Below are 23,216 nucleotides of genomic sequence, written 5' to 3' on the forward strand. Positions count from 1 at the left end.
ATTTTTTTAATTGCAGTTGCCATACGGAAAATAACAAAAAGCCCTGCATTTGCAGGGCTTTAGCTAAATCGCTAATCGAGATTATTTAGCGTTCATTAACGTAACCGCGTTATCTAACATACGGTTACTGAAGCCCCATTCGTTATCGTACCAAGCCATTACTTTGACTAAACGGCCGTTAACACGGGTTTGCGTCGCATCGAAGTTAGATGAAAACGCATTGTGGTTAAAGTCGATAGATACCAATGGCTCTTTGTTGACGGCCAATACTTCGCTCAGTGGTGCTACGCTTGCTGCACGCTCGATGATGGCGTTAACTTCTTCAACGGTTGTGTCACGTGATGCAATGAAAGATAAATCCACTAAAGACACGTTAACAGTCGGTACACGTACCGCTAAACCATCGAATTTACCTTGTAATTCAGGCACAACTAAACCTACTGCAGCCGCAGCGCCAGTTTTAGTTGGGATCATCGACAGTGCCGCTGCGCGGGCACGGCGTAAATCTGTGTGGTATACGTCAGATAAACGTTGGTCGTTGGTATACGCGTGGATGGTGGTCATCAGACCTGATTCGATACCAATTTCGTCATTTAACGGCTTAGCGAAAGGCGCTAAGCAGTTAGTGGTACATGACGCGTTAGAGATAACGGTCATATCCGCGGTCAACACATTGTTGTTCACACCGTAAACGACGGTTGCATCAACGTTTTTGCCTGGTGCAGAGATAATCACTTTCTTTGCGCCAGCGGCTAAATGCGGTTGAACAGAATCTTTAGAAGTGAAGATACCGGTACATTCAAATACCACGTCTACTTGTAGGTCGCCCCAAGGTAATTTGCCTGGATCGCGCTCTTGGAAAGTGAGGATCTTGTCACCGTTAACATAAATTGCTTCAGCATCATGTTCAACTTTGGCATTGAAACGACCATGTACAGAATCGTATTTTGTCAGGTGAGCGTTGATTGAAGCGTCGCCTAAATCGTTGATGGCAACAATTTTGATTGGGTAAGCTTTTTCGCTTTCGTACAGGGCGCGTAATACGTTTCTACCGATACGGCCGTAACCATTTATTGCAACACGGATAGTCATCTTATATCCCTCTGGTGATTATAAAATTCAACTGGTAGTAAAATTACCAAACTGACAGCTATCGTCAAGTTAATTCGGCTATTTTGCCGGGATTTGGTTAACAAATTAGGTGTTTTTTTTACATTGCTCGCGAAAACACCTTTTTTAGCACTGCATTTGGATAAAAAATTACAAGATGGCAAACATTTTGCCGACGTTACTTAAGGCCCAAGCTTTAAGGCGAGTTTGGCTTCTCTGGTTCGACGGGAGTTGCCGCTGGCGGTGTTATCTCTGTCTGAGGTGGAGCAAGCCAGAGCGCAACCGGACTAGTCGAATAGAGGCCATCTTCTAACGCATTGATCAAGTTCTGGGCGTATTCATCTAATCTTGTCGCCAGCGTTTTGTTGCCACCGATTAAGGCTAGCATCTTATCTTCAGAATACTTCTGCTGCGTAAGTAGTAAATTGGCTTTTGTCAGCATGTAAGTTTTTTCTAGCGCTTGGGTTTGGCGATAGGCTGCAGCGAGCCCAAGCAACCAATTTGGATCAAAGTCAGCGTATTGGATCTCTGCAAACACAGTAAGGTAGAGTTGTTGCGCTTTGATGGCATTACGGTTGCTGTAGTAGGTGGCTATTTGCGCTAAAAGAAATGGCTCAGTGACTTCGCCAGCATTTTCTTGTGCCAAGAGTCGGTTTAATGCATCCGTGTCACCAAAACGTGTCCATTGATAATAAGACATAAACGGGTCTTGGCGCTCGCGGGTTTCATCCTGCAACTGACTCAAATTTTGTGTACTTAGTCGAAAGGCTCTTGCTCTATCAGCTGTGCGGCTTGTATGGATAATATGCTGAACACCCGAGGCCAATTCAATACATCGACTATAGTCCTCGAGGTAAGTTAACTGTTGATAGAGTTGCTTGCCTGTTGGATTTTTATTGTCCTTTAGGTCGTATCGACTTTGGATCAACTTTGTTTTTTCGGCTAAACACCAGCCATCCTTATGCAAATCGGCACAAATTTCAGGATTATTTTTACAAATCGTTTCGATTTTTCGGCCATTATCACAACCGAAAAGGCTTATCGCGAGGGTAAATGATGTAATTATTACTAGATTTTGTCTCAAAATACGCTCCAAAATGCAATTTTCTCTAATAAAATTACAGATTTACAGAAAATATCTTACTAGCAAGCTGGGTCAGTTTTCATTACAATGGCGCCGACCAAAACAGAGGGTTTTCCCTAAAACCTACATAAGATTATTGGTCTTTTCGTCATGTTACTCAAACCTTTCAATATATTTTATTGAAAAGTGAGATAAAGGATCTGTAAATGAGCGCTGATAAACACCTACAAAGTTGGCAAGAACGTTTTGAAATGGCAGAGGCAATGCAACCTTTGCTGGGCAAGTTATACCGTAACCAAGGCGTCGAAGTTGTGGTTTATGGTAAGCCATTACTCAATGCTTCTACTATTGAGATTATTAAAGCGCACCGTTTAGTTCGTCGTCATGTCGGCGAGAAATTACGTTTACGCGAGAGTTTCCCGTTTGTTCAAGCCTTAAGCAGACTCGCTGTTAAACAATGTAAAGTGGATATTGGTAAGCTTGCTGTCAAATACTGGGCTGAACATACCGATACCAACGAAATTGAAAGCTATATGGCACGCGAATTAGCGGCTGCGATTGATCATGCTGATGATATCGCTCCGCGTGATGTGGTGTTGTATGGTTTTGGTCGTATTGGCCGCTTATTAGCGCGCTTACTGATCGAACGTACTGGTCGCAGCAACAAGTTAAGACTGCGTGCAATCGTATTACGTGGTGGTAAGAAGGGCGATTTAGAAAAACGCGCAAGCTTACTGCGTCGTGACTCTGTTCATGGTCCATTTAACGGTTCTGTTGAAGTGGATGAAGAGAACAACGCTATCATCGCTAACGGTACTTATATCCAAGTGATTTACGCAAACTCACCAGATGAAGTGGATTACACTAAATACGGTATTACAGATGCCTTAGTGGTAGACAACACGGGTATTTGGAAAGACGAAGCAGGCCTTGGCTTACACTTGAAGAGCCCTGGTGCAAGCAAAGTGTTACTGACAGCACCAGCAAAAGGCGCCATCAAGAACATCGTTTACGGTGTGAACGAAGGCGACATTACGCCAGAAGACATCATTGTGTCTGCAGCGAGCTGCACCACTAACGCCATTACACCAGTACTGAAAGCGGTAAATGATAAGTACGGTATCGAGAATGGTCACGTTGAGACGATTCACTCATATACAAACGATCAAAACCTGATCGACAACTACCACAGTGCTGACCGTCGCGGTCGCAGTGCACCATTAAACATGGTGATCACTGAAACGGGCGCAGCGAAAGCCGTCGCTAAAGCTCTGCCAGTATTAGCGGGCAAACTGACAGGCAACGCGATTCGCGTGCCAACGCCAAACGTGTCTATGGCAATCATCAGCATGAACTTAAATGCTGAGACCAACAAAGACGAATTGAACGAATACCTAAAAGACACGGCGCTGCAATCACCCTTGCAGAACCAAATCGACTACACAGACTCAACTGAAATCGTATCGAGCGACTTAGTCGGTTCTCGCTACGCGGGTGTGGTTGATTCTCAAGCGACCATCGCCGAAGGTAAACGCGCCATTCTGTACGTATGGTATGACAACGAATTTGGTTACAGCTGCCAAGTAGTCGGTGTGATGCAAACGATGTTAGGCTTAACAACGCTGTCTCTGCCTGCTTAATTGCGACAGACAGAAGTACAACAGAGAAAGCGCCTGAGAGGGCGCTTTTTTATACTTCAATTATGTTGAATAACAATTTATCTGGACATTGTTATTGAGCAAATCCGTGAATTGTTGATTCTATCGGCAAGTTTATATCGCTATGGCTGAATATTGGGCAAACAGTGTGGTTAAGCGCAATATTTCAAATTTGTTGATTGACTCTGAAGGTTAAATCGGTAGAATGCCAATCCGCAGTCAGGGGAAAGCGTAGTAACGTTACTCTATGACATCGATGCGACATTAGCTCAGTTGGTAGAGCGATACCTTGCCAAGGTATAGGTCATCGGTTCGAACCCGATATGTCGCTCCAACTCTTTACGAGTTTGGAAATTTGGCGCGATGGCAGAATGGCTATGCTGCGGATTGCAAATCCGTCGATCTCGGTTCGACTCCGGGTCGCGCCTCCATAGATTAAAGTATTAATGATACGATTACTGTCGTTAATATAAAGAGTTTGCCCGAGTGGTGGAATCGGTAGACACAAGGGATTTAAAATCCCTCGCTGGTAACAGCGTGCCAGTTCAAGTCTGGCCTCGGGTACCATAACATAAAAAAGGCCTAACATTTGTTAGGCCTTTTTTATTGGCAATAATTTCAAGTTCATAACTTTAAAGCCACTCTTGAAGCGATAGTGAACTGCCTCTAAAAAATCATATTTTTCAAAAAATTCAGCTTTCACATAAATGATCTCTCATTTAGTTGTTATTTATTTTAATCAATCCATAATAGCCAAACTATTTCCTTAAGAAGCGGTAATAGGCGCTATTACCTCTCTTAAGACAGTGGTATAAATAAGCCGAATTTTCCCCCTACACGTGAACATTTAGGATAAGTAGTCATGATTTTCTCTCAGGTAGTACTCGCACCCGCCGATCCCATACTTGGTTTAACCGATACATTTAAGGCCGATCCGCGCCAAGATAAAGTCAACCTTGGTGTTGGCATTTATAAGGATGAAGCAGGGCAGACTCCAGTATTACAATCAGTGAAGAAAGCTGAAGCCCTATTGCTTGAGCAAGAGAAAACTAAAAACTATTTAGGGATAGAAGGGGTTCAAACCTATAATCGCGTAGTACAAGAGCTGCTATTTGGTGAAGGTAGTGATCTCGTGACTTCTGGCCGAGCAGCAACGGCCCAAGCGCCTGGTGGTACAGGTGCACTGCGTATTGCTGCCGAGTTCTTATTGCGTAATACCCCATCGCGCACTGTGTGGGTAAGTAATCCAACTTGGGCAAACCATCAAAATATTTTTGAAACTGCGGGTTTGACGGTTAAAGAATACGGTTACTACAACGCCAGTGCCCACGATATTGATTTTGATGGCATGATGACAGATCTCGCCAATGCACAGGCGGGTGACATTATTCTACTGCACGGTTGCTGTCATAACCCAACGGGTATTGATTTAACGTTAACCCAATGGGAATTAGTCGCTAATCTCTGTGCGGACAAGCAATTAGTTCCATTATTCGACTTTGCATACCAAGGTTTTGGTGCTGGTATTGAAGAAGATGCAGCTGGTTTACGCTTAGTTGCGTCAAAAGTACCAGAACTATTAGTGGCAAACTCATTTTCTAAAAACTTTGGTTTGTATAATGAACGTATCGGCGCCGTGACTGTGGTTGCACAAAATGCCGATGAAGCGGTGCGTGCATTTAGCCAAGTGAAACGTACTATTCGTGCAAATTACTCAAATCCACCAGCCCATGGCGCGTTAATTGTGAGTACGATTCTGAGTGATGCATCATTGAAAGCCCTTTGGGTACAAGAGCTGACCGAAATGCGTGAACGTATTGCCGAGATGCGTACTCTGTTCGTACAAAGCTTAAAAGATGAAGGTGTGACTCAAGACTTTAGCTTTATTTCCCGCCAAAACGGTATGTTTAGCTTCTCTGGCTTAAACAAAGCGCAGGTTGCCCGTTTGAAAGACGAGTTCGGCATTTATATCGTTGGCTCGGGTCGCATTAGTGTGGCGGGTATGACCAAAACTAATATGCCTGTGATCTGTAAGGCGATTGCTCAAATCCTCTAACTTAAAAGAGGCTTACGAAAAGGACAGCTTAGGCTGTCCTTTTACTTTTATGCGGTCGATAAACTTAAGTATTATGGTTTATCAGTATAGAGAACAATTACGAAGCTAATGTTTCTAAAGGTAATTCTGACTTTATCCGCAGTATGGCGTTAAGCGCATCACGCAGACTAGCCTGATCATGCAATTGCGGATTATGACGATTTTTTAAGGGAAAATAATTAACTAGGGTGCCTAAACGCACTTGTTCCGAATGTCGCAGCACTTTAGTGATCACGGGTTTACCAATTACTTGATGGCACCAGGCTATGCGCTGCTCAATACTAAACTGGCCTGCTGGCGAAGTTTCTTCATTAAGATTATCGATAAAGACTACGGGCGCGGTTGTCATTGCTAATGCTTTAGCAAAGCAGGGTAATAAGAGAGGTGGCATCACACTCGTAAGAAAACTGCCAGGTCCCAAGATAATCAGATCCGCGCGGCAAATGGCTTCACAGGCTTCGGCTGTCGCATCAACTTGTGGCTCAAGGCATAGTGCAATGGGAGCTTCATTCATCTTGTCGACATTCACTTCACCAAACACTTTTGATCCGGACGCTCGTAATGCCACCAAATGGGTTGGTTGCTCCGACATCGGAATGATATTGGTCTCAATTTTAAGCATATGCCGAATAAGATTGACGGCTTCGAGGGGCCTAACGCACAACTTATCTAAGGCGAGCAACATCAAATTACCTAGATTATGACCACTGAGTTCAGTTTCGCCTTGAAAGCGATACTCAAATAATTGTGAGCCGACAGAAGGACGATGAGCAAGTTGGGACAAACAATTGCGCAAATCACCCCAAGCAATGCAGTCCTGCTCGGCTCTTAATCGACCTGTAGAACCACCATTATCCGTCGTAGCAACAATACCTGTGAGACGATTGCCTAGAAAATCGAGTGATGAAAGTACACGTCCAAGACCGTGACCGCCACCGATTGCCACTACATGATTGAATTGGTTTAAGATTTGCTGCATGAGGCTTCCTTCCTGAATACCCGTAAAATCCTATCCTGTTATCAACTCGGATAAACTCAGTTTGTTACTGCCGAGGCTAACGGAACCTTAGTATAAAAGCTCAGTCAAAAGCATGCACTAAAAATTCTCACGCATTCTAATACTTAAGCGCCAGATCGCATTTTAGATATGTGTGAATGCAGGATTGGGAAGAATTGTTGTTTTTGCATCCAAATTTCGTGAATTTCAAGATATGACATATAATCTGGCGCTTATTTTGCCACTAGTAACTCAACATCGAAGGTGACTTATTGAAAACTGGTAGAATTGGTTCGTTTACACTCGCGTTAGCCCTAGTGATCTCGGCGATTTTTTCGTTGAGATTGTGGCTCATTCCTACAACGAATGAGCCTGAATCTATTGTTAACCAATTGGAAAACGCCGTTGAGCCTGTTACACAAGTTCCTGACTTTTCTGCCATCAGTGATGTAGCAGAAAAAAAACGTGCTTTTTTTAACTTTTTGAGGCCGATTGTTCAACAACAAAACGCCATTATTGCCACTGAACGTGAATTTATCATTGATATGTTGGCAGTATTAGATAATGGCAATACGTTGTCCGAATCACAGTTAGCGCAGCTCAATCAATTATTTGATAAATATCAATATGCTGCCCGCAGTGTCGATACTAAATCCCTTAACAGCCTACTCAAACGGGTTGATATTATTCCAGAATCGATGGTGCTGATCCAAGCGGCTAATGAATCTGGGTGGGGCAGTTCTCGTTTTGCTCGTGAAGGTTTTAATTTCTTTGGTGAATGGTGTTTTAGTCATGGCTGCGGCATTGTGCCTTCTTCGCGAGGCTCAGGTAAAATACACGAAGTAGAAATATTTCCATCGGTAGACGCTTCAGTTTCCTCCTATATGCGTAATTTAAACTCGAACACAGCATATGCCTTGTTTCGCTCAATTCGAGCCGATTTACGTGCTCAGGAGGCCGAATTGAGTGCCGACCAACTTATCTATGGATTAGTGAATTATTCTGAAAGGCAAGAAGCTTATATCGATGAATTACTCGATATGTTACGTCATAATGAAAAATATTTGGTGAAGGCGGATGTATAAAAAATGGTTGTTAGTGGGAGTTTGCTTGTTTGTATCAAATGTGCAGGCAGAAACAATTTCCCTTGAATATAAAGGGTTTTATGACAGATTAAAGCAGGTCAATAAGGGCAGTTATCAGTTAGTCGAAGTGGCCTTTAGTGTACCAATGCTGCCTAACTGCCATATTCAGAGTGGTACCATTTCGAGTGAATTAAATTCAACGCCACTCACTTATACATCTGCGCAACGTTTGTTTATTCCCTTTGATGATGCACTGAAAGACCAGCGGGCATTAGTAAATCTAGAGTTTGAGGGTAAGGCTGAAGGCTGTGGAATTGCGATGCAAGTGCGCTCGAAGCAAACACAAGTTCAATATGATCAAGAACGCTTACAGCAAATTGCTAATGAAATGGATGACTTACTAGGGGCTATGCAGGGCTTCCCGATGCGTTACTTTAAGGATCCTATTGCAGGATTAAATTTTGAATTTGCTCAAGATCAAACTGTTACCGTGACGCTCGATGGGCGTGAACAACAGGTGAATACCAGCTTTAAGCTGAGCGTTGAGCAGATCAATAGTTTGACATCATTGCAATTTAGCCATGTGCCGACCGTATTAAGTCCTTGGGTTAAGTAACAATAGATTGCTATAAAAAAGCCCACGTCAGTGGGCTTTTTTATGCTTGTCGCATTTACGCTTCGTACACGTTGACGATATTGATGCGTTTTGCCGCATCTAAATCGATATGGCCGTTGTTAGCAATATCGAGAAAATCAAAGGCGGGCAGTTCGGCTTCGGCCACATCCCCCTTCATTGGCGCATTGGGATTGCGTTTCAACGATACAAAGTCAAATTGGTCACGGTCAACACCCTGTGAAGGAGCTGTATTTTGCATAGCAGTGAAAATGGTTTCAATACGGCCAGGATATAGTCTATCCCACTGATTGAGCATGTCTTTCACCGCTTGACGCTTGAGGTTTTCCTGCGAACCACAAAGGTTACAGGGAATGATCGGGAATTTTTTCAATTCCGCATATTCTTCTAAATCCTTTTCGCGGCAATAGGCGAGTGGACGAATAACCACGTTTGCGCCATCGTCCGAGAGCAACTTAGGTGGCATTGCTTTCATCTTGCCGCCGTAGAACATGTTGAGGAACATGGTCTCAATAATATCGTCTCTGTGGTGGCCTAGGGCGATTTTGGTTGCGCCAATGCGCTGGGCAAAGCCATAGAGCGTACCACGACGCAGGCGAGAGCACAGCGAGCAAGTGGTTTTGCCTTCAGGGATCTTTTCTTTCACAATCGAGTAAGTGTCTTTCTCGAGGATGTGATAGGGAATATTTAAGCTGTCTAAATAGGCTGGCAGTATATCTTCAGGGAAACCTGGCTGCTTTTGATCTAAGTTAACGGCAATAATTTCGAACTCTACGGGCGCGCGCTGCTGTAGATTAAGCAGAATATCCAGCATGGCGTAACTGTCTTTACCGCCACTTAAGCAGCACATGACTCGGTCGCCATCTTCAATCATGTTGTAATCGGCGATGGCACTACCCACTTCACGGCGCAGGCGCTTCTGTAATTTATTCAGACGGGTAATTTGTTTTTTTGATAATTCTTCAGGCATTTGACTCGCCGTAACTTCAGACATAGCTTCCAACATAAAAAAAGCGCCCAGTAACTCAGTTTCAGGGCGCGTATTATTCCAGCTATCGACGGCGGGGTAAAGAGCGGCGTGCGTTATGCCTCTTCAAGCGGCGATTTATAACCATCGGGTTTGATAGCTAATAAATCACAATTGATACTATCGATAACATGTTCAGCTGTGTTGCCAATGAGTGCTGCTGAAAAGCCTGTACGACCGACTGTACCTAAAATAACTAATTCAGCATCGAGCTGCTCAGCAAGCTCAGGGATCACATCCTCTGGCAAGCCTTCTTTTACGTGGCAGTGCAGGGTATCGATACCATAGGCATTGGCAAGGTATTGCACTCGTTGCTCATGTTGCATGCGAATGGTGTCGTTATAGGTTTGTGCATCGAAATCAGGCAGTTCAATGGCAAGATTCACCGGTGTGCCGGGATATCCATTGACTAAGTGCACTTCGGCGGCAAATTTTGCGGCTAAATCCTTGGCATGTTCAATAATCTTGCCGTTTAGCATCTGATGATCGGTGTCTTCGGTTGCCACGTTGACGGCGCAGAGGATTTTACCCGCTTCAGGCCAATCATGATCTTTAACCATCAACACAGGCACTGGCGCTTTACGCATTAAATGCCAATCGGTTGGGGTAAAAATGACGGCCTTTAACTTGTCGTGGGCGTGGGTGCCTTTGACGATCAAATCATATTGCCCTGCAATCGCATGGTTGATGATGCTTTCAAATGGGCGATTGTGCCAAATAACTTGAGTATCAATATCGAGTTGCAGGTGGTTATAGGCGGTCAGCAGATCTTGGATCCACGCCAGACGCTGATCAATCACACCTTGGCGCATGGCTTCGCGCTCTTGGCTCGATAGAATCGATGTCATTTCGTAGGAGAAGTCAAAAATAGAGAGAAACACAGTCACATGGGCGTTACTTTTACTGGCCAAGGTCACCGCTCGGGCGAGTGCAACTTGATGCTCTGTCGTGGGGTCGACTACTACCAGTATTTTTTGATAATCCTTCATAACATGTTCCTTTAGTCATAGGCTCATGTTCATCATGAGCCTTTGGCAATTATCTGTATTGTTCTAGATCAAAACTCTTTTCAAAACCAGTGCCTAGCGCATTAATTACGAATATTAAAGCACAAACGCAGGAAGGTGTGACTTATCTGGCGATCCTGGCATTACCTGCCAAGAGATTCAGTTCGTGGTGGTCAAGGATAGTGATGTACTTGCCTTTTACTTCAATCAAACCTGACTTTTGGAAACGGCCTAACAAGCGGCTGATGGTTTCTACGGTTAAGCCAAGGTAGTTACCAATGTCACCACGGGTCATGGTTAAACGGAATTCTTTCGGAGAAAAACCACGGTTGCCAAATCGGTTAGCAAGATTGCTGATAAACGCGGCGAGGCGCTCTTCAGCGTTTTTCTTGCTCAGCAATAAAATCATTTCTTGATCGCTCATGATTTCATTGCTCATTAAGCGCATGATTTGTTGGCGTAACTTGGGCATGCTGCCTGAAAGCTCATCGAGAATATTGAAGGGGATTTCACATACCATGGAGGTTTCTAAGGCTTGGGCAAAACTCTGGTGGGATTGAGCGTGAATACCGTCAAAACCAATCACATCGCCCGCTAAATGGAAACCGGTGATCTGTTCATCGCCTTGTTCGGTGATCGTGTAACTTTTTATGGTGCCTGAGCGGATCGCAAAGAGTGATTTTAAAGGATCACCCGATTTAAAAATCTGTTCGCCTTTTTGAATAGGTTTCTTACGCTCAATAATGTCATCGAGTTGATCGAGTTCATTTGCATTGAGGGTGAATGGGATACAAAGGGTTCCCATACTGCAATCGTGACAATGAATTGCGCACCCACTGGCGGCGGGACGACGGTTTTTATTCTGCTCTATTGTCATGTCGGTTCTCAAGTTAATCCACTGCAGCCATGTTAAACCAATTCATTCGCTTGGGCTAGTTTAGCTGCGACAGGGCGATATATAAAGTTTGTGCACCAAAGGCAATTAAAAGTAAGCCACTCAATAATCTAACGGTTTTTTGCTGTACCCAATTGGCTAAGCGTTTGGCCGCCAATCCTGCACTGAGTAGTGCAGGGAGTGTACCCAAACCAAATGCCAGCATAATCAAGGCGCCTTGACTGGCAGAACCTGCCGCTACAGACCAAGTTAAGGTGCTATATACCAGTCCGCAGGGCAGCCATCCCCATATCAATCCCGCGGTGATGGCTTGCATTGGCGTAGTGATTGGCACCAGACGTTGTGCTATGGGTTTCAAATAACGCCACAATACCTGACCAAGGCGTTCAATTTGTACTATTCCGATCCAAATTTTTGCAATGTAAAGCCCGGTTGCAATCATCATGACGCCGGCGATGATCCGGAGAATTAATAGGTAGCTATCTAGCTCAAATAAGTGCCCAAGCATGGCAGATGAACCGCCGACTAAAGCGCCCGCGAGGGTATAACTGACAATCCGCCCAAGGTTATAACTTAATAAGTAAGTGAGTTGATGGGCTAAGTGGTTTCCTTGCTTAGGATTAGCAAGCTGAGAGGAAAAGGCGCCAACAAGGCCACCACACATGCCAAAGCAGTGAGCGGCTCCCATTAGACCAACGAGAAACGCACCCATTACATTGTATTCAATCACAGTGCCAGTCACTGAGGCATGCCTTTGTCTTGAGATTCCTGTTGCTTGATGCTCGCAGGATTAGGTTTGTCGGCATCTTCATCGAATAGAATTGAGACACTTTGGCGGTCTAAATCATCGAATTGTTCGGATTTTACCGCCCAAAAGAACACGGCTACAGCGATCAACACAAAGATCATCGCAATAGGGATAAGTACATAAATGATGCTCATTAGCTAAGCCTATTTTATTGTTATATTTTAATTCGTAATAATCTCAAACTGTTACCCACAACTATCAGTGAGCTTGTCGACATACCGATAGCGGCAATATAAGGTGCAACATGGCCGGTTACCGCTAAAGGTAAAATGAGCGCGTTGTAACCTAATGCCCAAGCGAGATTTTGGCGAATAATGTGTGTGGTCAGTTTAGCAACCCTCACCGCTTGGGTGAAGCGGGAGAGGTGATCGCCAAGCAAAATAAGATCGGCACTGTTTTTGGCAATTGCACTACCGCTGCCCATGGCCACGGATAAATCGGCGCCAGCGAGTACTGGTGCGTCATTTATGCCATCACCGAACATCACCACAGGATTGGATTGCTGTAACTTATTCACTAGCGAGAGTTTATCGGCCGGTGTGAGTCCACTGTGTACATCCGTAATGCCGAGCTCTTTTGCCAATTGATGCACATGCCCAGAGCTATCCCCGCTGGCGATACTGACCTTGCAACCTTGTTGCTTCAGTATGTCGACAGTTTCTTTGCTATCGATACGAATATTGTCTTTGATCTCAATAGTGGCGATAACCTTTAGTTGGTCATCATTGGCACGAGCAAGCCAAATCTGTTGATTGATAAACTCTGAATTGACTATTGCGCCAGTAAAGTGAGCATTCCCAATGCGATATTCAGCGCCATTGATAATGCCTTTAACCCCAAAACCCACTTCATGGTGAACCTGATTTGCGACGACATCGGGTGTCAAATAAGCAGCAAATGCAGCAGCAATGGGATGACGAGAGCCCGTTTCTAACGCTGCGGCAATCGCTAGTACTTGTTCTTTACTAAAATCACCATGACATTGCACCTTGGCTATCGATAGCGTGCCGCAGGTGAGGGTGCCGGTTTTATCAAATACTACATGCCTGATTTGAGGCAGTTTTTCAAATACACCCGCCTTACGGGTAATGATCCCAAGACGGGTAAAAATCGCGGTCGCGCAGGTCACTGCGGTAGGCGTCGCCAGCGCAAGGGCGCAAGGACAGGTGGCCACTAATACTGACAAGGTCACCCAAAAGGCGTCTTCGGGGGAGATTTGTAGCCACACCAGATAGGTGATTGTCGCTATGGTTAAGATAGTGCCTGAGAAATAACGCGACAGTTTATCGGCTAGCATAGCGACGGCAGGTTTAGTGTTTGAGGCTAATTCCTGCAAGCGAATAATTTCAGCAACCAATTGGTCTTGCCCAAGAGCGGTGACTTTTACCTTAATGGGTTGGTCTAGGTTTATGGTGCCAGCAAATACTTGGCTATCGACGGGCTTTTCAATAGGCATTTGCTCACCGGTGAGCATGGCTTCATTGATGCTGGTGTGGCCGTCAACCACGATTCCATCGGCGGCGACCATTTCACCGGGTTTAATGAGGATAATATCCCCAAGACATAATTTTTTAGCGGGGATTTCTTCTTGCCCCTGCGCCGTGACCAGATGTGCCGTTAACGGCACTAACTTGTGGAGATTACTGGAGCTAACGGAAGCTTTTTGTCTTGCCTTCTGCTCGAAATAACGTCCCAGCAGCAGGAAGAAGGTAAACATGGAAACGGATTCAAAATAGACTTCGCCCGTGCCGTTAACGGTCGCAAAGCAACTGGCGATATAGGCGCCGCCAATGGCGATAGAGACCGATACGTCCATATTGAGTTTGCCACTGAGCAGGGTGCGAATCGCGCTAAAATAGAAGGGCTGCGCCGAATAGAGCACCACGGGCGTGGCGAAAATCATGCTCACCCAGCGGAAATAATCCCGATATTGCACATCCAAATCAGTAAAGTAACCGGTATAGAGGGCGAGGGCGAACATCATCACTTGCATGGTGGCAAAGCCCGCCAAACCTAAACGCAGTAAGAATTTACGGCTATTTTGCTTGGCGGTCAGTTCTTGCTCATCCACTTGATAGGGTGCAGCTTGATAACCGATACGGCTAATTTGCCCCAAAATATCACTGAGTTTAACTTGCTGTTTATCCCAGCTGATCAGCGCCCTTTGGGTGGTGGAGTTGACCATCACTTGGTTTACGCCAGGCAGTTGCTTCACTTTATGTTCAATTAACCAAGCGCAGGCCGCGCAGGTAATGCCATCAATGGACAGCGACACTGAGTCGCTATACTCCACTGAGTGGACAAAGTCCTGCTGTACCTCGGGCAAGTCATAGGCACTAAACTGATTTAATTCATCAGGCACAAGGGCCGTCTGTTTATTACCTGGCTCAGTTCTAAACTTGTAATAGCTTAATAAGCCTGCATCAACAATGGCTTGGGATACCGCTTGGCAGCCCGGGCAACACATGAGTTCATCGCGATCATTAATACGAGTGACAAACTGCGTGCCGGTGAGTACAGGTTCATTACAGTGAAAACAACTTGGATGTGTCATAGCAATATTCATTCAACCACAATTAGTTCAACCACAATTGGACGCTGTCTTTTAATTCGACACGTTGATGAATACGCCATTTACCGTCAAAACCTTCGAGGCGAACTTCCCAAGCGCCCGTTAACACATCGGGCAGAGTAATGCGATACACATGATTGGCATCGGCGGTGACAGTGGCCTTAATATCTCTTTCGGCAATCGTTGGGTGATAAAATTCGACTTTCAACGCAGCTTGATAGGCTGGGCCGCCGTGCTGAGTGAATAGGAGTTCATGGTTATTCTGTTCAAGTTGCCATTGCATGCCAAGCTGTTTGGCATATTTGACTTTACTCAAGTCCATGTTGATGGCTTTGCCTTCTTTGTAATAATCCTCGGCAACCAGAGAGTCAGAGTTTGAGAGGGCAATTTTTAGCGTGGTAAAACTTGCGACGACGGCACATAAAGGAAGAATAATTAAAAACCAAGGCCAAAACTGCTTATACCAGGGTTGTTGTTCGCTCATGTTAAATACCCATTATAAAAATTTGCGCCATTTTACCGTTAAAAGGTGGCTTTAGCACTTTAAAAAAAAGGCCTCGACGTTATCGAGGCCTTAGTGTTACTCATATCTAATTACTTGTTTGACAAGCTATAAACATAAGCTGCGATCACGTGGACTTTCTCTTCACCGAGAACGTCTTTCCATGCTGGCATCACGCCTGCACGGCCGTGTTTGATCGTTTCTTCGATCACACCACGGCTACCGCCATATAACCAAACATCGTCAGTTAAGTTAGGTGCGCCCATGAGTTTATTGCCTTTTGCGTCCATACCGTGACACGCAAAACAACCTTTCATGAATGAACCTTGACCAAGAGCTGCGAGTTTCTCGTCGTGTTCACGACCAGATAACTTAACCACATACTCGGCTAGACCAGCAATTTCGCTATCGTCGATTGGCAAACCACCTTTTGGTGGCATCATGCCATGACGACCGCTCATGATGGTGGTTTTAATCGTGGCTAAATCGCCACCGTATAACCAATCACTGTCGGTCAGGTTAGGGAAGCCTTTGCTACCACGTGCGTCAGAGCCGTGGCACTGCGCGCAGTTTTGTAGGAACAAACGGCCGCCCACTTTCAACGCTTCTTGGTTTTTCACTAACTCTTCGAGTGGTGTTGCCAAGTAAGCCGCGAAGATTGGGCCATATTTTTCGTTAGCGTGTTTAACTTCTTGGTCGTACTGAACGTACATGCCTTCTTTTGCCGCCAGCTCAATCGCGGCTACAGAATCGGCTTTAATACCTTTCTCTGTACCAATGCTTTGGTTAGAGCTGGTCCAGTTCAGTAGACCTTTGTAGTTACCTAAACCTGGGAACAGGGCTAAGTACACTAGGCCAAACACGATAGTGATATAGAACATATAACTCCACCATTTTGGCAGTGGGTTATTGAGTTCTTCGATACCATCGAAACTGTGACCCATGGATTCGCCTTCTTTGACATCCGTGGTGTTCTTTGAACACACACGTAGCAACAGAAAACATCCTGCGATCACAATTAACGAGAGTACGCTAATCCAAATACTCCAGAAGCTACTCATCACTTATTCTCTCCTGAGTCCTTCGATTCCTTGCTGATTTCCTCATCGGAAAACACAAGATTGGCTGCTTCATCAAAGGATTTTTGACGACGCGAGCTATATGCCCAAGCAAATATACCGACGAAGGTCAGCATCACAATGATGGTTAAAATACCTTGTAATGTGCCGTAATCCATATACTGCCTCCTTATTTGAGTGCGTGACCCAAAGACTGAAGATATGCAATCAAGGCTTCCAGCTCTGTCTTACCTTCAACAGCTTTCTGCGCGCCTGCGATTTCTTCATCGGTGTAAAGATCCTTACCTTTGTAACCGCCTTTGTGCATGTTACGCAGAATAGTCATCTTGTCGCCGGTTAACTTGCCGTCTAACTTGTTTTCGGCAAGCCATGGGAAGGCTGGCATATTCGATTGAGGGACCACAGCACGAGGATCGATTAAGTGAACTTCATGCCATTTATCGCTGTAGCGACCGCCAACACGGGCCAAGTCTGGACCAGTACGCTTAGAACCCCATTGGAATGGGTGATCCCAAACAGACTCACCGGCAACAGAGTAGTGACCGTAACGTTCAGTCTCTGCACGTAAAGGACGGATCATCTGGCTGTGACAGTTGTAGCAACCTTCACGCACATAAATGTCACGGCCTTCAAGTTGCAGGGCAGTGTAGGGTTTCAAACCTTCAACAGGCTCAGTGGTATCTTTTTGGAAAATCAGCGGCGTGATTTCAACCAAGCTACCGAAGCTGATAGCGATAACAGTGAATATCGCTAACAAACCGATGTTTTTTTCAACTATCTCATGATTAAATTTCATCGAGTTTGCTCCTTAAGCCGCTTTTGCTTCAGCCAGTGCTGGCAATGAATCTTTAGAGGCTTTCACAGTACGGATCACGTTGTATGCCATGATCAGCATACCGGTTAAGAAGAAACAACCGCCGAGGAAACGTACGAAGTAGAAAGGATAAGAAGCTTCCAGACTTTCAACAAAGCTATAAGTCAAAGTACCGTCAGCGTTAACTGCACGCCACATCAGACCCTGCATTACACCTGAAATCCACATAGACACGATGTAAAGAACAGTACCGATTGTCGCTAACCAGAAATGCACGTTAACTAACTTGATGCTGTACATACGGCCATGGCCGAACAGTACTGGGATCAAGTGATACAGAGAACCGATAGATACCATTGCAACCCAGCCTAGCGCGCCGGAGTGAACGTGACCTACTGTCCAATCTGTGTAATGAGATAAAGCGTTAACTGTCTTGATGGCCATCATCGGACCTTCGAAGGTCGACATACCATAGAAAGACAGAGAAACCACTAAGAAACGCAATACTGGGTCAGTACGCAGTTTGTGCCATGCGCCAGATAAGGTCATGATACCGTTGATCATACCGCCCCAAGATGGTGCGAACAGGATCAGTGACATCACCATACCTAAAGACTGAGTCCAGTCAGGCAGGGCAGTGTAGTGTAAGTGGTGAGGACCTGCCCAAATGTACAGTGCGATCAGTGCCCAAAAGTGCACAATCGACAGACGATATGAGTAAACAGGACGACCCGCTTGCTTAGGAACGAAGTAGTACATCATACCTAAGAAGCCTGCGGTTAACAGGAAGCCTACCGCGTTGTGACCATACCACCATTGCACCATGGCATCGACCGCGCCACTGTACATAGAGTATGACTTAAACAAGCTAACAGGAACGGCCATTGAGTTCACGATGTGAAGCACGGCAACCGTAATGATAAATGCACCAAAGAACCAGTTCGCTACGTAAATATGCGATGTTGTTCGTTTGATAATAGTGCCGAAGAACACTATTGCATAGGATACCCAAACGATCGTAATAGCGATATCGATTGGCCATTCTAATTCAGCATATTCTTTACCGCTGGTATAACCCATTGGCAGAGTGATGGCTGCTGACAGAATGATGGCTTGCCATCCCCAAAACGTAAATGCAGCTAATTTAGGTGCAAATAGTCGGGTTTGACAGGTGCGTTGTACGACATAATAGGATGTTGCAAAGAGGGCTGATGTTCCGAACGCGAAAATTACCGCATTGGTGTGTAATGGTCGCAAGCGACTATACGTAAACCAAGGCGTATCGAAGTTCAGATGTGGCCAGATTAACTGAGCCGCAATTAAAACACCGACTGACATACCAACAATACCCCACAAAACTGTGGTTAAGGCGAATTGGCGGACAATGGTGTAATTGTAATCAGCGCCTGTTGGCTGGGAATGGTTCATCATAATGCTTCCACTGCTTATTACTTTTACTTTTAGTAAAGACTAGCTTTACCTGTTATATATGACACAAAGCTCATGTCCCTATAAGGGTTATGAAGCCATGTCAATGCGTTACCCTACACATTTGTGCTCAAATATGAGGTTTCGCAATGATACTTGAGCCATGTCAAAAAAGATACCAAAGAAGGGGGACGGAAAGTTGATCTAGATCAACCTACGCCATAGAATGTTAACATCTTGCATCACAAGGTTAATTTTTGTGCTTAATCGCAAACGTCTCCCGCTTTACATCATGTTAATTGCGTTGAATCTTAGCGCTTGTGATAAAAAAGCCGAGCAACAGGTAAAAATACCGCCTACAGATCCCACTCTTTGTGTGTTTACTCAGGGAGATTGCATTAAAAAGGTCGGGGATATAGTGCTGAGCATCAGCCTTTCGCCTGATCGTGCGCCAAGTGAAAAACCATTAACATTGAAGCTATTATCTTCTGATGTACTTGATAATTTACAGGTCCGTTTAGAAGGTAGAGATATGTTTATGGGCATTATCCCTGTCAATATTCGTCAACTCGATAAAACAACCTATGAGGGGCAGTTGATTTACGGTTCCTGTAGCAGTGGATATATGGTGTGGCGTGGTTTTATCAGTTTTAGTCGAAATGGTGTCGAGCAAGCCGTTATTTTTGACTTTCTTGCCGATAATCCGTATTAAGTTTATGCAGTTCGCCGGATAAAGAGCTTGTTAACAATATTAACTCCCGCTCCTTATTCATATGACCGATTATCATAGGTGGATGATTGATTATGAATGCTTTTTTGGCTATTCATCATGATCCTTCCAGTTTTCCTTTACCTGTACAAAAATATCGATGTTATTGATAAACAGTTCGAGTAAATCAGGATCAAAATGTTTACCTGCACCTTTACGCATTTCATCGATAACCTCTTCCAGTGGCCAAGCTGCTTTATAGCAACGTGCATGGGAAAGAGCATCGAACACATCTGCAATTGCAACAATACGGGCAAAAATGTGAATTTGTTCTTGTCTTAAATTGGCTGGATAGCCTGAACCATCATACTTTTCATGATGTTGCAAGGCTATAATCGCTGCGGCTTTTAGGATAGGCCGCTCGGAATTAGCGAGGATCTGGTAGCCAATAGTAGGGTGCTGACGCATAACCGACCATTCTTTATCGTCTAACTTACCAGGCTTAAGCAACACAGCATCGGGGATCGCTATCTTACCAATATCATGCATAGGCGATGCTCTGCGTAAAAGTTCAGCTTCGGTCTCTGATAATCCAGCAAGTAGTGCCAGTTTGGCACAATATTCTGCCATACGTTTTACGTGGTTTGCCGCCTCTTTTGAGCGGCTTTCAACGACATCCCCTAAACGTAGAATAAGTTCAGACTGGGTATCTTCGACCTCTTGATTTAGAAGTAGGTTCTCAAAGGCGATACCCACATTTATTGCAAAAATATCAATAAGTTTTTTATCTAAATCGTCGATTTTATCAATCCCATCCATATAAAGCAGGTTGATAAGCCCGCTCTTCGTTGGGAAATAGCCAACGAAACAGTTATCTTCATATAAACAACGCTTTTGTGCGAGAGCTGTGCGTAATAACTTATCAATATGCATTGGTAACACTTTGTTCGCAGGACTCTCGGCAAATTGTCCCGTCCCCGCCAAAATCTTAATCTCAGCAGATTCCATATGGCCGCTTATCGCATCCATGGCATTGCAGGTTAGCAGCAGTGTTTCGGAATCGAGATTCAATAGGGTTGCAACTTGGGTCAGCAAGCCATCAGCGAATCGATAGAGCGTTCTGAGTTCAAATAATCCTGAGGTTGCCTCGAGCACTCGCTCTAATCCTTTTCGATGATTCAGCTGCGCACGCCTTGCTTGTTCGATTTCCATAATGTCGCGGTAAGAACGCAGTGCCGAGTAGACACTTGTCATTAACTTGCGTGAATCGAGTTCAGATTTTGCCTTATAGTCATTGATATCGTAGTTGACGATAACATCTTCTTCAGGAGCTTGGCCTGGTTGTCCTGTGCGCAAAATTAGGCGGATTGTTTTGTTTTTATGTTCCTCACGGATCCACTTTACTAACTCCAAGCCAGCATGATCGGTTTCCATAACAACATCAATAAAGGCAATTGCCAGATCTTGTTCATTTAAAAGAAATTCTTTAGCTTGCTCAGCACTATAAGCGTTAATAAAGGAGAGGGCACGACCATCGAGTTTAAAACGAGAAAGTGCAAGTTTAGTGACCGTGTGTACATCAGGCTCATCATCAACAACAAGAATTTTCCATGGCGCAGAAAATGCAGAAGTTTCTATGGTTTTTTTCCCTGAAAAGAGCGGCTTTTTCTTTGTAAGATCAATCACCATCCGAGACCTCATCACTTAATTTATGTCGCACAGTTAGAGTGTAGTAGAAGCTTGTCAAATCAGTAAAAATAATTCTGCAGCGGGGAAGGTCGCAAATTTAACAGCTCGTTATTGATAACTATTATCATTTGTGTATTATCAAAATAGATAACTCAGCAGGGATTTATATGGCATATATGGCAGAAAGGATCAATTTATCAATATCAGAGGAGAAACTTGCGCAACTCATTCGTGAAGGAAGTCTATGTGCAGCGGATTTTTCATGTCTAGATAGTCAATCAAAACGAAAAGTCTGGCAACTTTGCCTTATCTGTTGCCAAAAACGCATAGGCTGCCAGCAATGTTCACAAACAAGTTGTCCGCAAATTGAAAGACTCATTAATGCCGATAAATAACGTTATCGGCATTTGCATTTAAGTATTATCATGCATTAAACACTTAAATTTAAAAGTTATTATGCAGCTTCCTCCAGTATTACCTTTATTTGATTCAATTGAATTCATACAAGATGGGAACGGTGTGGTGAATCAATACATTACCCAAGTCAGTCTAACGGATGTGCCTGATGCAGGTTTAGTAATGGAACATGCAACAGATTGGTTGTTTGAACAAAAACACAGTGAAAACAACTATAAAGCCTATCGGAGTGAACTCACTACATTCCTGCATTGGTGCTTTGATGTCGCCAAAATGTCACCCACACAGGTGCTACGTAAGGATATGAGTCGGTATGTGGATTATTGTTTGGCGCCACCCTTAGCGCTGATTGGTTACTTTAACGTGCCACAGTTTAAACTCGATAAACTGCGTGATGAGCGGGTTCCTAATAGTCTTTGGCGGCCATTTGTCGGCAAGAAACTGTTAGGGCAAGTTCAACCTTATGTGCTTAGTGACAATGCATTAAAAACCAAGATTGCTATTTTATCCTCGTTTTATAGCTACTTAATGAGTGAGGAGTTTTGTGAGCGCAACCCCGCGCAAATTTGGTTGAATCATAGCCGCTTTGGCCAAAACAAGCAGTATCAAAGACAAAGCGAGGAAGATGAAAACAACTTGGCTTTCACAGAACTACAGTGGTCCTATGTGATGAGCACAGTTACTCGATTGGCTGAAACGTCCCCCGAATTGCATCAACGTAGTTTATTCTTGATTTCATTGATTTATTCCTGCTATTTACGCATCTCTGATGTATCTGCACGGGTTGGCTATTCACCGGTAATGGGCCAATTTAGGCAAAATTCACAGACTGGCATTTGGAGTTTTCATATTCCACTGAGTAAAGGTGGTAAAAAGCGTAGCGTGGCGATGTCAAAGGCGTTACTGGACGGCTTAGTTAAATATCGACAGTTTTTAGGTCTTACTGACTATCCAAATCAAAGTGAACCACATCCGTTATTTGTTCGACATAGAGCAGCTGGTCGCGGCCGAGATGCGGGTGTAGTGAATGCCAATCTTGGGATCCGTCAAATCCGGGAAGAAATCCAAGCGATTATTAATCTTGCTGCGGATAATGCTCAAGCTGATGGCTTTCACCAAGACGCGGCACAAATGAGAAAACTCACAGCACACAATATCAGACATACTGGGATTACCCATGACATTAATATTAACCGTAGACCGTTGTCACATGTCCAAGCCGATGCAGGCCACGAGAGTATCGACACCACATCGAAGTATTTACACACCACACAAATAGAAAGACATGAAAGCGCCTTTAATAAGCCGTTAGACCATTTGCAAGGTATTAACTAGGATGTTATCGGCATCCCAAATCCCTCTCACACAAAACTGCGCACAATGTATATTATGTTAAATTGTGTTTTGGGGAAAGAAACAGTTCTCTATGGATTTACGTTAAAGTACTTTCACTTCTGCTGATTCTGCTTGATTGAGGATTTATTGGTTTAAGGAAGAAATGCTATTGCTTATATCGCGTTGCTACGTGAATGCTTGCAGAGATTACTCCACATACAGTGCTAAAGAATTCACATAGCATCGCGTTTTATATCCTGATGTTGGTGTT

At 44.3% G+C, this 23,216-nt stretch carries 22 protein-coding genes and 3 tRNA genes; 10 read left to right on the forward strand and 15 right to left on the reverse strand.

Features of this window, described 5'->3' with window-relative positions:
• Positions 1–81: 81 nt before the first annotated feature.
• Together gap and AEA42_RS13045 are read right to left on the reverse strand one after the other, a co-directional pair.
• The gene (gene gap, locus AEA42_RS13040) at positions 82–1,092 is read right to left on the reverse strand and encodes a type I glyceraldehyde-3-phosphate dehydrogenase (protein ID WP_055647948.1); all 1,011 of its coding nucleotides are present in this window, start codon (positions 1,090–1,092) and stop codon (positions 82–84) included.
• A 214-nt stretch (positions 1,093–1,306) separates the two neighbouring features.
• Complete coding sequence (locus AEA42_RS13045) at positions 1,307–2,194, reverse strand: DUF2989 domain-containing protein (protein WP_055647949.1); 888 nt, start codon at positions 2,192–2,194, stop codon at positions 1,307–1,309.
• 206 nt (positions 2,195–2,400) lie between these two features.
• Here AEA42_RS13045 and AEA42_RS13050 point away from each other — a divergent pair, with 206 nt between their 5' ends.
• The 5 genes from AEA42_RS13050 to AEA42_RS13070 all read left to right on the forward strand — a co-directional run bounded on the left by AEA42_RS13050 (position 2,401) and on the right by AEA42_RS13070 (position 5,908).
• Positions 2,401–3,834 carry a glyceraldehyde-3-phosphate dehydrogenase gene (locus AEA42_RS13050; RefSeq protein ID WP_023267065.1) on the forward strand — a complete coding sequence of 478 codons (1,434 nt, stop codon included), beginning with the start codon at positions 2,401–2,403 and terminating at the stop codon, positions 3,832–3,834.
• 276 nt (positions 3,835–4,110) lie between these two features.
• Positions 4,111–4,186 (forward strand) — tRNA-Gly (locus tag AEA42_RS13055).
• Positions 4,187–4,209: 23 nt separating this feature from the next.
• Positions 4,210–4,283: transfer RNA gene (locus tag AEA42_RS13060), tRNA-Cys, on the forward strand.
• Between the two features lie 49 nt (positions 4,284–4,332).
• A tRNA-Leu gene (locus AEA42_RS13065) sits at positions 4,333–4,419 on the forward strand.
• A gap of 295 nt (positions 4,420–4,714) precedes the next feature.
• The gene (locus AEA42_RS13070) at positions 4,715–5,908 is read left to right on the forward strand and encodes an amino acid aminotransferase (protein WP_037418524.1); all 1,194 of its coding nucleotides are present in this window, start codon (positions 4,715–4,717) and stop codon (positions 5,906–5,908) included.
• Between the two features lie 97 nt (positions 5,909–6,005).
• On the opposite strand, the gene AEA42_RS13075 is transcribed toward AEA42_RS13070, so the two are convergent.
• Positions 6,006–6,926 carry a YvcK family protein gene (locus AEA42_RS13075; RefSeq protein ID WP_037418527.1) on the reverse strand — a complete coding sequence of 307 codons (921 nt, stop codon included), beginning with the start codon at positions 6,924–6,926 and terminating at the stop codon, positions 6,006–6,008.
• Positions 6,927–7,216: 290 nt separating this feature from the next.
• Between AEA42_RS13075 and AEA42_RS13080 the strand changes: the two genes are divergently transcribed.
• Positions 7,217–8,029 carry a glucosaminidase domain-containing protein gene (locus tag AEA42_RS13080; protein WP_055647950.1) on the forward strand — a complete coding sequence of 271 codons (813 nt, stop codon included), beginning with the start codon at positions 7,217–7,219 and terminating at the stop codon, positions 8,027–8,029.
• A complete protein-coding gene (locus AEA42_RS13085; protein WP_055647951.1) occupies positions 8,022–8,645 on the forward strand; it encodes a DUF2987 domain-containing protein in 624 nt (207 codons plus the stop codon). Before AEA42_RS13080 ends, AEA42_RS13085 begins: the two co-directional genes overlap by 8 nt.
• A 55-nt stretch (positions 8,646–8,700) precedes the next feature.
• Here the strand turns inward: AEA42_RS13085 and ttcA are convergent, their stop codons facing one another.
• The 11 genes from ttcA to ccoN all read right to left on the reverse strand — a co-directional run bounded on the left by ttcA (position 8,701) and on the right by ccoN (position 18,798).
• Positions 8,701–9,669, reverse strand: a complete 969-nt coding sequence (gene ttcA, locus AEA42_RS13090; protein WP_055647952.1) for a tRNA 2-thiocytidine(32) synthetase TtcA — start codon at positions 9,667–9,669, stop codon at positions 8,701–8,703.
• 77 nt (positions 9,670–9,746) lie between these two features.
• Complete coding sequence (gene uspE / locus AEA42_RS13095) at positions 9,747–10,679, reverse strand: universal stress protein UspE (RefSeq protein WP_011622779.1); 933 nt, start codon at positions 10,677–10,679, stop codon at positions 9,747–9,749.
• A 142-nt stretch (positions 10,680–10,821) separates the two neighbouring features.
• Entirely contained in the window at positions 10,822–11,574 is a 753-nt protein-coding gene (gene etrA / locus AEA42_RS13100; protein ID WP_055647953.1) for an electron transport transcriptional regulator EtrA, read from the reverse strand.
• A 55-nt stretch (positions 11,575–11,629) separates the two neighbouring features.
• A complete protein-coding gene (locus AEA42_RS13105) occupies positions 11,630–12,322 on the reverse strand; it encodes a sulfite exporter TauE/SafE family protein (protein ID WP_037430494.1) in 693 nt (230 codons plus the stop codon).
• A gap of 8 nt (positions 12,323–12,330) precedes the next feature.
• Positions 12,331–12,534, reverse strand: a complete 204-nt coding sequence (ccoS, locus tag AEA42_RS13110) for a cbb3-type cytochrome oxidase assembly protein CcoS (protein WP_037418545.1) — start codon at positions 12,532–12,534, stop codon at positions 12,331–12,333.
• Between the two features lie 20 nt (positions 12,535–12,554).
• Positions 12,555–14,954 carry a heavy metal translocating P-type ATPase metal-binding domain-containing protein gene (locus AEA42_RS13115; RefSeq protein ID WP_055647954.1) on the reverse strand — a complete coding sequence of 800 codons (2,400 nt, stop codon included), beginning with the start codon at positions 14,952–14,954 and terminating at the stop codon, positions 12,555–12,557.
• Positions 14,955–14,976: 22 nt separating this feature from the next.
• Entirely contained in the window at positions 14,977–15,456 is a 480-nt protein-coding gene (locus tag AEA42_RS13120) for a FixH family protein (RefSeq protein ID WP_055647955.1), read from the reverse strand.
• A 110-nt stretch (positions 15,457–15,566) separates the two neighbouring features.
• Complete coding sequence (gene ccoP, locus AEA42_RS13125; RefSeq protein ID WP_037430481.1) at positions 15,567–16,535, reverse strand: cytochrome-c oxidase, cbb3-type subunit III; 969 nt, start codon at positions 16,533–16,535, stop codon at positions 15,567–15,569.
• The gene (locus AEA42_RS13130) at positions 16,535–16,711 is read right to left on the reverse strand and encodes a CcoQ/FixQ family Cbb3-type cytochrome c oxidase assembly chaperone (protein ID WP_011072349.1); all 177 of its coding nucleotides are present in this window, start codon (positions 16,709–16,711) and stop codon (positions 16,535–16,537) included. The genes ccoP and AEA42_RS13130 overlap by 1 nt, the downstream gene beginning before the upstream one ends.
• Before the next feature lie 11 nt (positions 16,712–16,722).
• Positions 16,723–17,349, reverse strand: a complete 627-nt coding sequence (gene ccoO, locus AEA42_RS13135; protein WP_023265294.1) for a cytochrome-c oxidase, cbb3-type subunit II — start codon at positions 17,347–17,349, stop codon at positions 16,723–16,725.
• 12 nt (positions 17,350–17,361) lie between these two features.
• Positions 17,362–18,798: a cytochrome-c oxidase, cbb3-type subunit I gene (gene ccoN, locus AEA42_RS13140; RefSeq protein ID WP_011072351.1), complete on the reverse strand. Its 1,437-nt coding sequence runs from the start codon at positions 18,796–18,798 to the stop codon at positions 17,362–17,364.
• Positions 18,799–19,021: 223 nt separating this feature from the next.
• On the opposite strand from ccoN, the gene AEA42_RS13145 reads away from it, so the two are divergent.
• Positions 19,022–19,507 (forward strand): hypothetical protein, encoded by a 486-nt coding sequence (locus AEA42_RS13145; RefSeq protein ID WP_055647956.1) that lies wholly within the window; start codon positions 19,022–19,024, stop codon positions 19,505–19,507.
• Positions 19,508–19,615: 108 nt separating this feature from the next.
• On the opposite strand, the gene AEA42_RS13150 is transcribed toward AEA42_RS13145, so the two are convergent.
• Complete coding sequence (locus AEA42_RS13150; RefSeq protein ID WP_055647957.1) at positions 19,616–21,193, reverse strand: DUF3369 domain-containing protein; 1,578 nt, start codon at positions 21,191–21,193, stop codon at positions 19,616–19,618.
• 176 nt (positions 21,194–21,369) lie between these two features.
• On the opposite strand from AEA42_RS13150, the gene AEA42_RS22925 reads away from it, so the two are divergent.
• Both AEA42_RS22925 and AEA42_RS13155 read left to right on the forward strand, forming a co-directional pair.
• The gene (locus AEA42_RS22925) at positions 21,370–21,588 is read left to right on the forward strand and encodes a hypothetical protein (protein ID WP_037418604.1); all 219 of its coding nucleotides are present in this window, start codon (positions 21,370–21,372) and stop codon (positions 21,586–21,588) included.
• A 61-nt stretch (positions 21,589–21,649) separates the two neighbouring features.
• A complete protein-coding gene (locus AEA42_RS13155; RefSeq protein ID WP_055647958.1) occupies positions 21,650–22,945 on the forward strand; it encodes a site-specific integrase in 1,296 nt (431 codons plus the stop codon).
• The last annotated feature ends 271 nt before the right edge of the window (positions 22,946–23,216 follow it).

It is taken from the genome of Shewanella sp. Sh95, assembly GCF_001308045.1.
In the GTDB taxonomy this organism is placed as follows: Bacteria; Pseudomonadota; Gammaproteobacteria; order Enterobacterales; family Shewanellaceae; genus Shewanella; species Shewanella xiamenensis.

Coding starts and splice junctions, on each gene's coding strand:
- gap (WP_055647948.1), bottom strand. CDS start 1,092: ATGACTATCCGTGTTGCAATAAATGGTTACGGCCGTATCGGTAGAAAC.
- AEA42_RS13050 (WP_023267065.1), top strand. CDS start 2,401: ATGAGCGCTGATAAACACCTACAAAGTTGGCAAGAACGTTTTGAAATG.
- AEA42_RS13070 (WP_037418524.1), top strand. CDS start 4,715: ATGATTTTCTCTCAGGTAGTACTCGCACCCGCCGATCCCATACTTGGT.
- AEA42_RS13075 (WP_037418527.1), bottom strand. CDS start 6,926: ATGCAGCAAATCTTAAACCAATTCAATCATGTAGTGGCAATCGGTGGC.
- AEA42_RS13085 (WP_055647951.1), top strand. CDS start 8,022: ATGTATAAAAAATGGTTGTTAGTGGGAGTTTGCTTGTTTGTATCAAAT.
- ttcA (WP_055647952.1), bottom strand. CDS start 9,669: ATGTTGGAAGCTATGTCTGAAGTTACGGCGAGTCAAATGCCTGAAGAA.
- uspE (WP_011622779.1), bottom strand. CDS start 10,679: ATGAAGGATTATCAAAAAATACTGGTAGTAGTCGACCCCACGACAGAG.
- etrA (WP_055647953.1), bottom strand. CDS start 11,574: ATGACAATAGAGCAGAATAAAAACCGTCGTCCCGCCGCCAGTGGGTGC.
- ccoS (WP_037418545.1), bottom strand. CDS start 12,534: ATGAGCATCATTTATGTACTTATCCCTATTGCGATGATCTTTGTGTTG.
- AEA42_RS13115 (WP_055647954.1), bottom strand. CDS start 14,954: ATGACACATCCAAGTTGTTTTCACTGTAATGAACCTGTACTCACCGGC.
- AEA42_RS13120 (WP_055647955.1), bottom strand. CDS start 15,456: ATGAGCGAACAACAACCCTGGTATAAGCAGTTTTGGCCTTGGTTTTTA.
- ccoP (WP_037430481.1), bottom strand. CDS start 16,535: ATGAGTAGCTTCTGGAGTATTTGGATTAGCGTACTCTCGTTAATTGTG.
- AEA42_RS13130 (WP_011072349.1), bottom strand. CDS start 16,711: ATGGATTACGGCACATTACAAGGTATTTTAACCATCATTGTGATGCTG.
- ccoO (WP_023265294.1), bottom strand. CDS start 17,349: ATGAAATTTAATCATGAGATAGTTGAAAAAAACATCGGTTTGTTAGCG.
- ccoN (WP_011072351.1), bottom strand. CDS start 18,798: ATGATGAACCATTCCCAGCCAACAGGCGCTGATTACAATTACACCATT.
- AEA42_RS13145 (WP_055647956.1), top strand. CDS start 19,022: ATGTTAACATCTTGCATCACAAGGTTAATTTTTGTGCTTAATCGCAAA.
- AEA42_RS13150 (WP_055647957.1), bottom strand. CDS start 21,193: ATGGTGATTGATCTTACAAAGAAAAAGCCGCTCTTTTCAGGGAAAAAA.
- AEA42_RS22925 (WP_037418604.1), top strand. CDS start 21,370: ATGGCAGAAAGGATCAATTTATCAATATCAGAGGAGAAACTTGCGCAA.
- AEA42_RS13155 (WP_055647958.1), top strand. CDS start 21,650: ATGCAGCTTCCTCCAGTATTACCTTTATTTGATTCAATTGAATTCATA.